Origin of the sequence: Lactobacillus sp., from assembly GCF_051873315.1 — a bacterium.
In the GTDB taxonomy this organism is placed as follows: Bacteria; Bacillota; Bacilli; order Lactobacillales; family Lactobacillaceae; genus Lactobacillus.
The window spans coordinates 1-12,648 of sequence record NZ_JBJEES010000033.1 but is presented as its reverse complement, the minus strand read 5'-3'; the positions used below and the strand labels follow the sequence as shown (position 1 = coordinate 12,648).

Below are 12,648 nucleotides of genomic sequence, written 5' to 3'. Positions count from 1 at the left end.
TGACCATCCAAGCGTTTGGCGAGTACTTTTCCATGAAGTCGATGATTTCAATGATGGCCGGGATTGACCGCAGGCCGTAGGCCATGCCTCCGGGGCCGGTAGTTTCCTGGCCGTTGACCCCGTACTTCAAAGGAATCTTTTCATCCTGGCTGCGCATTTCGTACTTGCCGACTCTGATTGAGCCCAAGACGAAGTCAACGTCAGTGAAGGCTTCTTCCGGGTCAGTCGTATATTCGAATTCGACTTGCGGTGCCTTTTCCTTGACGATGATGGCGCAGGCATCACCGATCTTCTTTTGCCGGTCAGCATCAATGTCGTACAGTTTCAGTTTCCGCAGGGGAAGCTTGTCTTGGTTGGCACAGAGACTGATGACAAAGCCAGGGGTGAAGGTACTGCCACCGCCGGCAATAACTACTGAAAATTTCTTGTCTGACATAAATCAATTGCTCCTTACAAAAGACATTGTTTCATCACATAGGGCCTTTCAGGCGCCCCGACCTCCCGTGAGCTAGCTTACACTTTAATTATGGCACCGCTTCCAGATATGTAAAGCGTTTACGAAAACAACGGACCATATTTCAGATTGAGAAAAGTATTTCGCAAGGGCGAAAAATATTTCGGAAAGCAAGCTGGAAGAATTTTTGCAAAGAAAAAAGGCACTGGTCTTGCCAGTACCTCGCGATTGACTTAATTTAGTTAACTAAAGCTGCAGGCCATTTGGCAGAGCCAAGGCCACAGCGAAGATCAGCAAAACGGCGCCGATCACCCAAAAAGCAATCTTTTGCCCCTTTGGCAGATCCTTTTTGAAAGCGTAGATTACCAAAGCCAGACCAATCAAGCCAGACAAAAGCATCATCCAAAAACCCATTGTTAATTCTCCTTTACAGTAATATTTCCATTTTTAAGCTGCAGCACTTTGTCGTGCTGACTGGCAATATGCGAATCATGCGTAACCGTAAAGACGGTTTTCCCTTCCCGGCTGAGCTGTTTCAGCAGGTTCATGATAATTTCCGCGTTTTCTTCATCCAGCGATCCGGTTGGCTCATCCGCCAAAATCAGCTGCGGATCATTGATCAAGGCACGGATCGCGGTCACCCGCTGCTTTTGCCCGCCTGACAAGGTTGCCGGCTTTTGGCTTAAAACTTGGCTGACGCCCAGTTGCTCAGCCAGCTTTTCAGTTCTTTCCAAATAGTGGTCTTTGCTCTTGCGCAGTGATTTGTCCAGGTAAACAGTCGGCAGCAAAATATTGTCCCTAACGCTCATATTTTTGATCAGCAAGGGCTCTTGCAAGATAAAACCAATTTGCTGATTACGCAAGCGAGCTATTTCAGTCTGGTTAAGCTCGTTGACTTTTTGACCAAACAATTCAACTTGCCCGGAGTAATCCGTATCCAGAAGACCGATCACGTTCAAAAGAGTAGTTTTTCCTTCGCCTGACGCGCCAACCAAGGCAGTCAAAGACGATTCTTCAAGTTCCAGATTTAATCCGGAAAAAATCTTCCTGCCATTGTTAAATTCTTTTTCAAGCTCTGTAATTCTCACCGAATACATTATTCGTCTCCCATCCGCAACGCGAGTGTTTTCCCGTTAAAGTGAGCAGCTACTAAAGCAATGGCCAGAATAGTAATCAAAAGCATCAAGACAAAAGAAATCAGCAAGCTTACTGTTTCAGCTCTTGGCAGCAAGCCATTCAACACTATCTGCGAACTGCTCCCAACCGAGCTGTCAGCCAGCATTTTAGAATAAGAACCTGCATATAGCAATACTGGTACGATTGCTAAAATGTCAATTACCAGTTGATAGATGATTGCTGCTGTTAGTACGTCCTTTTGCCGCATACCTAACGAAATTCTTAACGCAATCTCACTCTGTTCCTCACTCAAACAGTTCCACGTGTTCCAAACGATTATCAGAACTGCAATCACCATGATTGCCAATGAAAAAATCGCAAACATAATGGCAGTACCTCTATAGCTGTCATAGAAGTCGGAAATATTTTTCTCAACTGAAATAAAACGGATCTTGAAAAAGTCACCTTGGTTGAATTTGCCTGTCAACTTGGCCAGTTCTGCCCGGCTGCTGTCAAAAACAATCAAGTCCTGGGCCGCGGCAAGCAACTGCGCAGCAGTCAAATTCGTTTTATCAGCCCTTCTTAACGGGCGGATGATGGTGTTATTCAAATAATTTTGATTGTCAAGCAAATACACTGAAGGCAAGTTCGCGTTTTGCTGCAAGACGCCCACCACCTGGTAATGTTCTTTTTTCCCGGAAGAAGAGTTTACTGCAGTAAATTTGCTACCTAAAGGCTGGCTTTTGGCGACATTGGCCCCAACCAAAACAGGAATGTAGTAGCTGCTACTCTTATAGTCAGCTGAATTAAAGCTACGACCCGCCGCGATGTGAAGCAGATAAAACTTGAAGAAGTTGCTATTAACCGTATCGATGCTGACGGAATCACCATTATTCAAGTTTGAGTCGAAAGACCATCTCAAAGAATAGTGGTAATTTTTATCCAGATAAGCAAAAACTTTACGTGCGTGAGCATTAGTTTTAGCCAGATTCTTTTGCTTAAAATTCTGGCTGAACTGCTTCCCAGTCGACTGGTCATTGCCAACATACACTTTCCGCTTCACCAAGGTCTGCAAACTACGCTCATTGTTTAGGACGTATAAGTTTGACCGCAGCAAGTGATAGCTGATGAAGCCAAACGAAATTAGGCACAATAAGGTCAGCAGAGTCAAGACCAGTTTCTTCAAAAAAACGTTTCTTATAAATTCAAAATACACTTGGCTTTGCCTTAGCGATCAATCACCTTAACCAAAAGCGGCCACCACAGCAGTAAAACCACGGTATGCAACATACTGGCTAAAACAAATTCTCGCAAAGCTCCTCCTTCGTTCTGACCAGTCAAATATCTCATTCCCAAAAATGCCAAGACAAAGGTCAGCAGATCAGCCAGAAAAATCATGATCTCCCCTACCGAATACTGCTCTCGGCAAGTTGAACCGACGATAATTCTAATCCTTCTTTCCTTTTGCCCTTTTTTGCATAAATGGTAGATCACCAAAAGCGAGGCGATACTGGCAAAAGCGAGAATTGAGAAAGAACTGACAGAATCTTCCAACAGATTCTTGATCGCCCAATTCACCCGAGCATTCGCCGCTTTTTGACTTACCAAGCTGAAAACCGCTAAATAAAGAAAATTGAGATATTCAACTAGTAACAATCCGATCAACGCTAAAAGGCTGAAAGGATTTCTTGTCAATTTTTTCATCAATTAAATCCGTAATGGAACTTTGTCTTAGGTGCGGTTGGATTCAAAGTATCCCAGCAACTTACATTGGCTTCAATTTTAGTCTTGCTTGAATACTTTGAATTGTTTTTCACATAGGTTGTCCACTTTGAAGCAATGGTCTTGCCATTTCTAGTATATTTTGCATAACCCACATGAGTATGAGTAGCATAATGTGGGTAGAAAAATACGCCGCCACTGTAGTGAATTTGCATAGTTTCAGTACTCCAAGCACCACGGTGAGCAGTCCCAAACTTAGTAGTACCAGCTAATACAGTCGCAGTTGGAACTAACGCTAATGCAGTCAGCATGGTAAAAAATAGAGTTGTCATTTTTTTCTTACTTTTCATTTTTCTAAACCTCTTTCTAGATTCGTGCCTGTTCTTTTTCTCACATTCATTTTACAACCACTTAAATGCTTTTTCAATATTTTTTGTAATCATTTTATTCGTATGTAGATATAGGGATGATTTTCATAAGACAAACAAAAAATCCGCCTTCCGGCGGATTTCCTAAATTCTGTATTTTCTGCGCAGTTCCCGGTCCTGGTCGCGCTTCTTGATCGTTTCGCGCTTGTCGTATTCCTTCTTACCCTGCGCTACGCCAATCAAAACCTTGGCAAAGCCATGCTTCAAGTAAACCTTGAGCGGCACGATGGTCATCCCCTTCTGGGCCTTCACATCGGCCAGTTTGGCGATTTCTTTCTTGTGCAAAAGCAATCTGCGGCTTCTCAGCGGATCATGGTTGTAGCGGTTGCCTTCCTTGTACTCATCGATATGAACATTTTCCAAGAAGGCCGACCCGTTGATGATCTGCACATAGCCGTCACGCAAGGTCACGTGCCGGGCTCTGACTGACTTGATCTCCGTCCCCGTCAAAGCAATCCCGGCTTCATAGGTATCCTTAATGAAATAATCATGCCGGGCTTGCCGGTTCTGCGCGAGGACATTTTCATCCTTGGCTTTTTGTTTCATAAAAAATCCTCCCGCTTACATATTAACGGTTTGGCCGCCGGCGGCTGCCTCGCTCGCTTTGCCCCAGCCGCTGGCCGCGGTTGTTGCGGCTCGGCTTGTGGCGCCGGTCACCGCTCTTGTCGCGGCCGCCGTAATTGCGCCGGCCCTTGAAGTTCCGGTCCCCGTTTCTTCTGCCCATCCCGCGGTCATTGTGGGGCCGCTTTTTGGCATCTGGATCGTAAACTTCAAAGTCCAGCTGGTGCTGCTCAACATTAGCATTGGTCAAGACAACCTTGATCGGCATCCCTACCTTATACTTCTTGTGGGTTGCCCGGCCGGTCAAAGTCATGGTCTTTTCATCGTATGAGTAGTAGTCGTCCTTCAAGTTGGAGATGTGGATCAAACCTTCCACCGTGTTCTCCAACTGAACGAACATCCCAAAGCTGGTGACTGATGAAACGACCGCGTCAAACTTGTTGCCAACTTGGTCAGCCATGTATTCGGTCATCTTCAAGTCGTTAGTTGCCCGTTCCGTGTCGATTGACCGCCGTTCTTGAGTTGAAGTTTGGTCAGCTACTTCAGGCAGTTCTTCCTTAAAGTGCTCCTTGACTTCCTCGCCCGTCCCTTCTTCCAGGTAGGCGTGGATCATCCGGTGGACCATGGTGTCTGAATACCGGCGGATCGGGGAAGTGAAGTGGGTGTAGTACTTGGCCGCGATCCCGAAGTGACCCAGCGGATCTTCTGAGTAGTGGGCCTGCTTCAAGCTGCGCAGCATCATCATCTGGACAACCGCTTCTTCCGGCGTGCCCAAAGTCTTGGTAACCACCTTCTGCAAGTCCAGCGGCTTGATGTCGTTTGGATCTGCCTTGACGTTCAAGCCGAAGGCACTGCAGAATTCAAAAAATCTGGTGATCCGGTCAGCTTCCGGCGTCTCGTGCACCCGGTAAAGGAAAGGCACCTTTTTCCTGTAGTAGGCTTCCGCTACCGTTTCATTGGCCAAAAGCATGAAGGATTCGATCATCTTTTCGGCCGTCCCCCGGCTGTGCAGGACGATGTCCACCGGCTTGCCCTTTTCATCCACGATGATCTTGGCTTCCGGTTCTTCAAAGTCGATGGCCCCCCGGGCGTGGCGCTGGTTATACAGGGCTTCATGCAAGGCCGCCATGTCCTTAAGCATTGGCCGCACCTTGACATACTTGTCTTCCAAGTCGCTGTCCGGCACGTCGCCGCGCAAGGCCTGGTTGACCTTGTTGTAGGTCAAGCGGCCGTGGGACCGCATCAAGGCCGGGTAGATATCGTAAGATACCCGCTCACCTTCCGGGGTGATTTCCATGTCGCAGGACAGAACCAAACGGTCAACGCCTTCGTTCAAGGAACAGATCCCGTTGGACAGTCTGAACGGCAGCATCGGAATAACCCGGTCGACCAAGTAGGTACTGTTGCCCCGGGCAAAAGCTTCCCGGTCCAAAGGAGTCCCTTCCTTAACATAGTGGGCCACGTCAGCGATGTGAACGCCCAGGTGGTAGTTGCCGTTGTCCAGCTTCCACAAAACGACCGCGTCGTCAAAGTCCTTGGAGTCATCCCCGTCAATCGTGACGGCCGGCTGGTCAGTGATGTCACGCCGGCCTGGTTCATGCTTTTCTTCTTCAGTTACGTGGTCCGGGATGGCATTGGCCTGCTCTAAGGCATCTTCTGGCCATTCAGTCCGGATGTCGTGTTCAGCCACGATGGACATGATGTCCACGCCCGGGTCATTTTTGTTACCGATGATTTCGACAACTGCCCCGGTCATCTGGTCTGGCAAGTCTTCAGTCGGGTAGGTCTTCAGAGATACCTTGACCATGTCCCCCATTTGCGGAATCAAGCCGTTTTCCGATACATAGACCCGGTACTTCTTGAACTTCTTGTTAGTTGAAATCACGTAGCCGGCAAAGTGGCTGATCTTGACCTGCAGGTCTTCTAAAGGCGTGTATTCGCCGACAATGCTGCTGGCCCCGCGCTCCAGGATTTCTTCAACCTGTCCTTCCGGCCCCTTTCCGTTCCAAGGGTTACCGCCGGCCGTGATCTTGACCTTGACCCGGTCCCCGTCTAAAGCCAGCTTGGTAGCGTCAGAGTTGATGAACACGTCATCGGCTTCTTCATCATCCAAGCGGACAAAGCCAAAGCCCTTGTCGTTGGCCCGGAAGACCCCTTCGACTTCAGTATTTTCCTGGGCCAGCTGGTAGCGGCCGTTGCCATCAGTGATGATCTGCTTTTCCTGCTCCAGGTAGGCCAGGGCCTTGACCAGGTCGGTAAAGTTGCCCAAGCGGTCCCGGCGGGCCTGCCGCTCAATTTGGTCAACGCTGAATTGCTTTTGCGGATTGTGCCGGAAGATCTCCAGCACGCCCGCCAATACAGTCTCATTTTGCGCCATTATTTTCTCCATCTGTATTTTCGTTAAAAAAAACCTCCCATCAAGCAAGTGATCGGGAGGTTAATGATTATTTAGAAGACAGGATTGCCAAAATAATCGAAAAAGCAAAGAATAATACCAGTAGAACTGACGTCACTTTTTCCATAAAGGCTTCAAAGCCCCGCTTCTTGGTCTGGCCGCTAAAGACGGCACCGCCTGACAAAGCGTTCAAGGCATCTTGCTGCTTCTGTGGTTGCATCATTGTCGCAATAATGATCAGCACTGAAACAATGATCAACAGCGTCATAATAAAGTTGTACAATGCACTGCCTCCAATTTATTCTACAATTACTTTACTATTCTATCATAGATAGACTTACTTTGTCTTAGTTTTTTTCAGTTCAGGCGCGTCAGTTTTATAAAGCTTCTCTGCGTCCTTCTTGCCCAGCTGGCTCTTTAAGCTGGTCTTGCTCTTTCCGGCTTCCTCCAGCTTCTTTAAAGAGTCGGTCTTGTTGTAGTCATAGTCACTGGTCTTGACCGGAGTAAACCAGGATGGGTGGTAGAAGCGGAGCAAGTTCCCGGTGACGACCCGGTCAGACAGGGTCAGCTGGGTCAAAACCTGGTTGGCGATCAAGCGGCAGGCCTTCTTTTCCTTGGCATTCGTAACCTTCTTGCCCGTCTTAGTGTAATAGTAGCTGCTCCCCACCTTGGTGTAGACCGGGGTAATAAAGTTCCCGTTTCGCTGGGCCACGACTTGCGGGTTCTTTTTGCTTAAAAGGTCATGACCAAACAAAATCAGGTCCTTGCTCTTGATCCCCAGCAGGTTGAGCAGGGTTGGCATCACGTCGATTTCCCCGCCATAGGTATGCTTGATGCCGCCTTTTAAGTTGCTTGAGTAGAACATGAGCGGCACTCTTTGCTGCTGCTGGTCGTCGAACTCACCGTAATTTTTCTTGCCGGTCAGCTGGGCCATGGCCTCGTTGTGGTTGTTGGAAATCCCGTAGTGGTCTCCGTAGAAGACCAAGAGGGTCTTTTTGTCCAGGCCGGTCTTCTTCAGCCAGGTCATGAATTCACCGATCGCCTGGTCCAGGTAGTGGGCCGTCTGCACGTAGCCGTCAACCGTGTTGTCACCGGTCGTGGTCTTCTTGATCGACTGGTTCTGCTTGTCCAGGGTATATGGATAGTGGTTGGTGACCGTGATCATCTTCAGGTAAAAAGGCTGGGGCAGTTCAGAGATATACTTGGCCGACTGCTTGAAGAAGATCTTGTCCTTTAAACCGTAGCCCAAGTACCAGCTGTTTTGGTACTGGTAGTAGTTCAAGGAAGCAAAATAATCGTAGCCAAAAGACTTGTAGGCATTGTTCCGGTTCCAGAAGGACCCCGTCCCCCCGTGCATGACGGCGGTAGTGTAGCCGCCCTTTTGCTTTAAAATGGCCGGCATGGATTCAAAAGTGTTGCTGGTCCCGTAAGTCGACATGGCTGAGCCGGACTGGACCCCGAAGAGGGAGTTTTCCAGCATCAGTTCCGCGTCAGAAGTCTTCCCCTGCCCCACCTGGTTGAAGAAGTTGTCAAAAGCCAGGGTATGCTTGGAATAGTAGATTTTGTTCAAGTTAGGCGTGACTTCCTTGCCCTTCCACTTGTAGCCGATCAAAAACTGCTGGAAGCTTTCCAGGTGGATGACGATGACGTTTTTCCCTTTGGCTGCGCCCGTATAAGCTGAGTTTGGCTGAACGTAATTGGCCTTGAGGTACTTTTTGACCGAGCTCAAATCCGACACCTTGGCATTGGCCATCTGGGCATTGGTCTGGGCCGTCTTGATCCCGTCATAAAGGGCATATTCGTTGATCCCTAAATACTTGACGATGTAGTTGTTGTCAAAAGTCCGCGTGAGCAGCCCTGACCGGTCCTTTTGGGCCAAAAGGAGGTTGCCCCCCATCAAGATGAGGGCCGTCAGTTCAATCGCGACCTTCCTTTTCCAGGACTGGGCGTAGAGGTCCATTTTGAAAAATTTCCCCAATAAAAGCCCCAGCAAAATCAAGGGGTCAGCGAAGGCTAAAAAGTCACTGCCCTTGAGGATGCCGGCAATGCTTTTGCCCAAATTCTCCGAAGCACTGCCCGAATTCTGCAGCAAAGAGAAAGAGAGGAAGTTGGAGAATTCCCGGTAGTAAAGGATGTTGGCAAAAAGCCAGGTGGCCAAGAGAAAGTCCAGGACAATCATGGTCCAGTAGGACTTGCGCCCCTTCATCAGCATCCCCAGACCCAGAATCAGCATCCCCGACGGAATGGGGTTGATGAGCAAGAGGAAGTTCTGCATCGGCCCCGTCGCCCCCAGGGTAAACTTGGTCAGATAGATTAGGTAACACTTGAGCCAGTAGCCGAAGACCGCCAGGGCAAAGAAGCCGTTCTTGGAGGTCCTAAGCCAGGTCCCAAATGCCTTGATTTTCTGCATTTCTTTCACCTCGAAAAAATCAGTCCCGCAACTTAGCCGGCTTGAAGGACCAGCCAAAGATGCCGAGAATCATGCCGAAGAAGTAGGTCGCGAACCGCCACAAGAACATGGCCAAAACGACCACCCCCGGCTGGCTGATGAAGCTGGCAAAGAGGGTCTGGAAGCTGAATTCCGCCCCGCCGCTGGCCCCAGGCAAGGGGATCACGGCCATGAACATGATGATCAGGATCGTCATCAAGGTCACCTGGACATAGTCAACCGGCTGGCCCAGCGCCCGCAAGGTCAAGTATGGAGCTGAGTAGTAGCAAAGAAGCTGTCCAATCGTTAGGAGCACCACGCCCCAGAGCTTTTTCTTCTCCGCCTTGAGGGCCTGGCTTTCCTGGTAGAAGCTTTCCACTTGCTCCAAAGTCGACTTCTCCCAAGCTTGGGCCCTTTCCTGGCCAAAAATCCGCCCCAAAAGCTTCATGACCTTTTTAACAGCCTTAACCGTCCAGTCATGGGCGAACATGGCTAACAGGAGCAGGATGATTGAGAAAACATGGAGGGCAAAGCCCAGGAAAATAAAGATGGCCAAAGCCGCGAACTTGCCAGCCACAAAGTGAAAGCCAAAGATAAAGGCAGTCAAGTAGGCAAATAAGACCACCAGCTGGTAGCAGATGAACTTCATCATCAAAATTGAAGTTGCCCGGCCGCCGGCCATGCCCATTTCCACCATGGCCGCTAATTGCGACGGCTGCCCGCCTGTCGCCATCGGGGTGATCCCGTTGAAAAGGGCCTGAATGAGTGGAATCCGCATATAAGACCAGAAGCTCCGCTTGGCTGTCCCCGGCCTTTTGGCCAAAAGACGGAGGATCAAGGCTTCACAGACATAGGACAAGGCCATGGCCAAAAAGACTAGGGCCAGGCGCCAGGGAATGATCTCTCCGGCTGCCGCCTTTAAAGTGGCCATTGGCGTTGACCGCAGGTCAAAGTATAAAACAAGGGAGCTGATCAATAAGACGATCAGAACTCCCCACAGATTTTTCTTATTCATAGCTGATCTGCCCCAATTCCCGGCCCAGCTGGTACTGCTCTTGGTAAAAGTCCCGCCAGATTTCAGCCAGGTGGTCTTCAGAGTACTGCTGGCTGGCCTTGCGGGAAAGCTCCTGCTGGCGGGTCAGGACTTCCGGATGAGTAGCCGCGAAGCGCAGCTGTTCGTTCATTTCGGCAAAGTCCTTGCCAGACAGGTAGTAGCCATCGATGATGGCCCGGTAGAGGTCCAGGTCTCTGAGCAAGACCGGGGTCCCGCAGCTGAAGGCTTCCAGAACTGACATCGGGAAGAGCTCGTCAAAGGACGGCAAGATAAAGAGGTCGGCCATGTTCAAGTAGTCAACCAGCTTTTCCCGGTCGATGATCCCGGTAAAGGTCAGGTTCTTTGGCGGGTTTTCGACCAATTTCTTGAAGTGGTCATAGCCATCCGTGATCTTGCCAAATGAGAAGCCGCCGGCCCAGATAAACTGGTAGTCGGGATTGGCTTCCGCCAATTTGGCGAAGTCGTCGACCCCTTTTCTGGCCTGGACTTGCCCGTCGCCGAAGACGACGAATTTGTCCTGGGGGATGCCCAATTCCTGCCGGGTGGCGTTCTTCTTGGCCTGGGTCTGTTCATAGAACTCGCTCTTGGCCACGAAGTTCGGGATATAGCGGATCTTGTTTCTGTCCAGGCCGTATTCAGTCAGCTTGTCGATGAAGATCGGGTTGACGACCACGATCTGGTCCATCCGCTTGTAAAAGTCGATCACGTACTGGTAGAAGACCTTCTTAGCCACTCCTGGCAATTTGATTGACCCTTCCAGGGTATCTGGCAAAAAGTGGACATAGCCGATCTTGCGGCCTCTGGCTGGTGAGAAGCTGTTGGCAAAGTAGGTCGGGTTGATGGTGTGGTAGTGGGTCAAGTCGCTTCGGCCATACTTGTTGATGGTCACGTAGAAGTCATCGACCAGGTGGGTCCGAAGAAGCCGGATCAGTTCTAGGTAGGCTGCCCCGACCCCTTGCCCGGCGACTGAGTCCGCCTGGGAAAACATGTTGATTCTAATCATTGCTGCCCTCTTTTTTCACTTGATAGTTGTCAATCGCGTACTGGTAAAATTTGCAGACCTCGCTGGCAAAGTGGCTGGCTGAGATTTCCTCCAGCTTCTTTTCCAATAATTGCGGCGGAATTTCTTTCCGGCCTTGCCGCAGGTAAGCCGCGATTTCTTCCTTCATTTGCCGCAGGCTTTCAAAGGTCATGCCGTAGGCCGGATCATCAAAGACCTGGTCGGTGTAGTCGGTCTTGTAGACCACGCACTTGCGTCCGCTGCCCAAGGCTTCGATATAAGTCAGCCCCTGGGTTTCCGTGTCGCTGGCTGATACGAAGAAGTCAGCCATCTTATAGTAGCTGCCGACCTGGTCGTGAGGAATATTGCCGGCAAAAATTACATGGTCTTCCAAAGTCAGGCGTTCAACTTGCTCTTTCAAAACGTCCACGTCTGGCCCATCGCCAGCAATGACGAAGACCAGCTTAGGGAATTCCGTCAAAAGGTCCGGCATGACCCGGAGAATACGGTCAATCTTCTTTTCCGCGGCTACCCGGCCCAGGGTGATGATCACCTGGGCATCCGGGGCAATCCCCAATTTTTCCCGCAGATCAGCCTTGTCCGGGGCACTGATGGCGTCCAGGTCAACCCCGGTAGGAATCACCCGCATGGGGATTTCCACCCCGTAGCGGGTCAATAAAGCCGCTACTCGCTGGCTGGGTGCGATGACGCCGTCCATGTTCTTCAAGTAGCTTTTGGTAAACTGCTGGACATGGACCGGCCGGAGCAGGTGGCCATTTAAGACATAGTGCAGGTAGTCCTCGTACATGGTGTGGTAGGTGTGGATGGCAGGGATGCCCAATTGCTTGGCCACGTACTTGCCAATTGTGCCCATGGAAAATTCGGTCTGGGTGTGGACGATGTCCAAGTTGACTTCCTTGGCCACCTTGACTGCTTCAAACAGACCCCGGAAAGCAATTCGCCGCTCAGAGAAGCCAATGAAGGGCACGGAGCTGAAGCGGAAGATGTTGGCCTCAACCGTGTCCTTGTCAACGTTGGGATCAGTAGTCGTAAAGATGAAGACATTGTGCCCCTGGGCCTCCAAAGCTTCTTTAAGGGTTTTGATCGACGTCGCCACCCCACTGTTTTGCGGGAAGTAGGTGTCTGTAAACAAACCGATATTCATGTGCGCTCATTACCTCCATACTAAAAGACATTATAGAGAATCGGCAAAAGAGGTGCAAATTTCTTAACCAAAATACAAAGAATAAAACATATTTGCGGCAGGGGAAAAGGGGAAGGGAAAAGGAGACAGATAAAACAAAAACGACTCCCAAGAGGAGTCGTTTCAAGCAATAGCGGTGATCGGGGTCGAACCGATACGTCCGTAATGGACACCAGATTTTGAGTCTGACGCGTCTGCCAATTCCGCCACACCGCCGTAATATTAAACTTGAATAGCGGTGATCGGGGTCGAACCGATACGTCCGTAATGGACACCAGATTTTGAG

The 12,648-nt window shown here is 49.8% G+C and carries 12 protein-coding genes, 1 tRNA gene and 1 pseudogene; all 14 read right to left on the bottom strand.

Features of this window, described 5'->3' with window-relative positions:
- Window positions 1-436, bottom strand: a pseudogene (locus ACI32D_RS01600) (6-phospho-alpha-glucosidase); the annotation flags it as partial.
- A gap of 264 nt (window positions 437-700) precedes the next feature.
- Window positions 701-868, bottom strand: coding sequence for a hypothetical protein (locus tag ACI32D_RS01595; protein ID WP_439774914.1), 168 nt, complete (start codon window positions 866-868; stop codon window positions 701-703).
- Between the two features lie 2 nt (window positions 869-870).
- A complete protein-coding gene (locus ACI32D_RS01590; RefSeq protein ID WP_439774913.1) occupies window positions 871-1,551 on the bottom strand; it encodes an ABC transporter ATP-binding protein in 681 nt (226 codons plus the stop codon).
- Complete coding sequence (locus ACI32D_RS01585; protein WP_439774912.1) at window positions 1,551-2,756, bottom strand: ABC transporter permease; 1,206 nt, start codon at window positions 2,754-2,756, stop codon at window positions 1,551-1,553. Before ACI32D_RS01585 ends, ACI32D_RS01590 begins: the two co-directional genes overlap by 1 nt.
- Window positions 2,757-2,797: 41 nt before the next feature.
- Complete coding sequence (locus ACI32D_RS01580; protein ID WP_439774911.1) at window positions 2,798-3,274, bottom strand: hypothetical protein; 477 nt, start codon at window positions 3,272-3,274, stop codon at window positions 2,798-2,800.
- Window positions 3,274-3,642, bottom strand: coding sequence for a hypothetical protein (locus tag ACI32D_RS01575; protein ID WP_439774910.1), 369 nt, complete (start codon window positions 3,640-3,642; stop codon window positions 3,274-3,276). The genes ACI32D_RS01580 and ACI32D_RS01575 overlap by 1 nt, the downstream gene beginning before the upstream one ends.
- A gap of 162 nt (window positions 3,643-3,804) precedes the next feature.
- Window positions 3,805-4,266: an SsrA-binding protein SmpB gene (smpB, locus tag ACI32D_RS01570; RefSeq protein WP_003611142.1), complete on the bottom strand. Its 462-nt coding sequence runs from the start codon at window positions 4,264-4,266 to the stop codon at window positions 3,805-3,807.
- A gap of 22 nt (window positions 4,267-4,288) precedes the next feature.
- Window positions 4,289-6,658 (bottom strand): ribonuclease R, encoded by a 2,370-nt coding sequence (rnr, locus tag ACI32D_RS01565; protein ID WP_439774909.1) that lies wholly within the window; start codon window positions 6,656-6,658, stop codon window positions 4,289-4,291.
- 67 nt (window positions 6,659-6,725) lie between these two features.
- Window positions 6,726-6,959: a preprotein translocase subunit SecG gene (gene secG / locus ACI32D_RS01560; protein WP_002876914.1), complete on the bottom strand. Its 234-nt coding sequence runs from the start codon at window positions 6,957-6,959 to the stop codon at window positions 6,726-6,728.
- 54 nt (window positions 6,960-7,013) lie between these two features.
- Window positions 7,014-9,086 carry an LTA synthase family protein gene (locus ACI32D_RS01555; RefSeq protein ID WP_439774908.1) on the bottom strand — a complete coding sequence of 691 codons (2,073 nt, stop codon included), beginning with the start codon at window positions 9,084-9,086 and terminating at the stop codon, window positions 7,014-7,016.
- 19 nt (window positions 9,087-9,105) lie between these two features.
- The gene (locus tag ACI32D_RS01550; protein WP_439774907.1) at window positions 9,106-10,119 is read right to left on the bottom strand and encodes a lysylphosphatidylglycerol synthase transmembrane domain-containing protein; all 1,014 of its coding nucleotides are present in this window, start codon (window positions 10,117-10,119) and stop codon (window positions 9,106-9,108) included.
- Entirely contained in the window at window positions 10,112-11,161 is a 1,050-nt protein-coding gene (locus ACI32D_RS01545; RefSeq protein ID WP_439774906.1) for a glycosyltransferase family 4 protein, read from the bottom strand. The genes ACI32D_RS01550 and ACI32D_RS01545 overlap by 8 nt, the downstream gene beginning before the upstream one ends.
- Window positions 11,154-12,323, bottom strand: a complete 1,170-nt coding sequence (locus ACI32D_RS01540; protein ID WP_439774905.1) for a glycosyltransferase family 4 protein — start codon at window positions 12,321-12,323, stop codon at window positions 11,154-11,156. The genes ACI32D_RS01545 and ACI32D_RS01540 overlap by 8 nt, the downstream gene beginning before the upstream one ends.
- 170 nt (window positions 12,324-12,493) lie before the next feature.
- Window positions 12,494-12,578, bottom strand: a tRNA-Leu gene (locus ACI32D_RS01535).
- Window positions 12,579-12,648 lie beyond the last annotated feature (70 nt).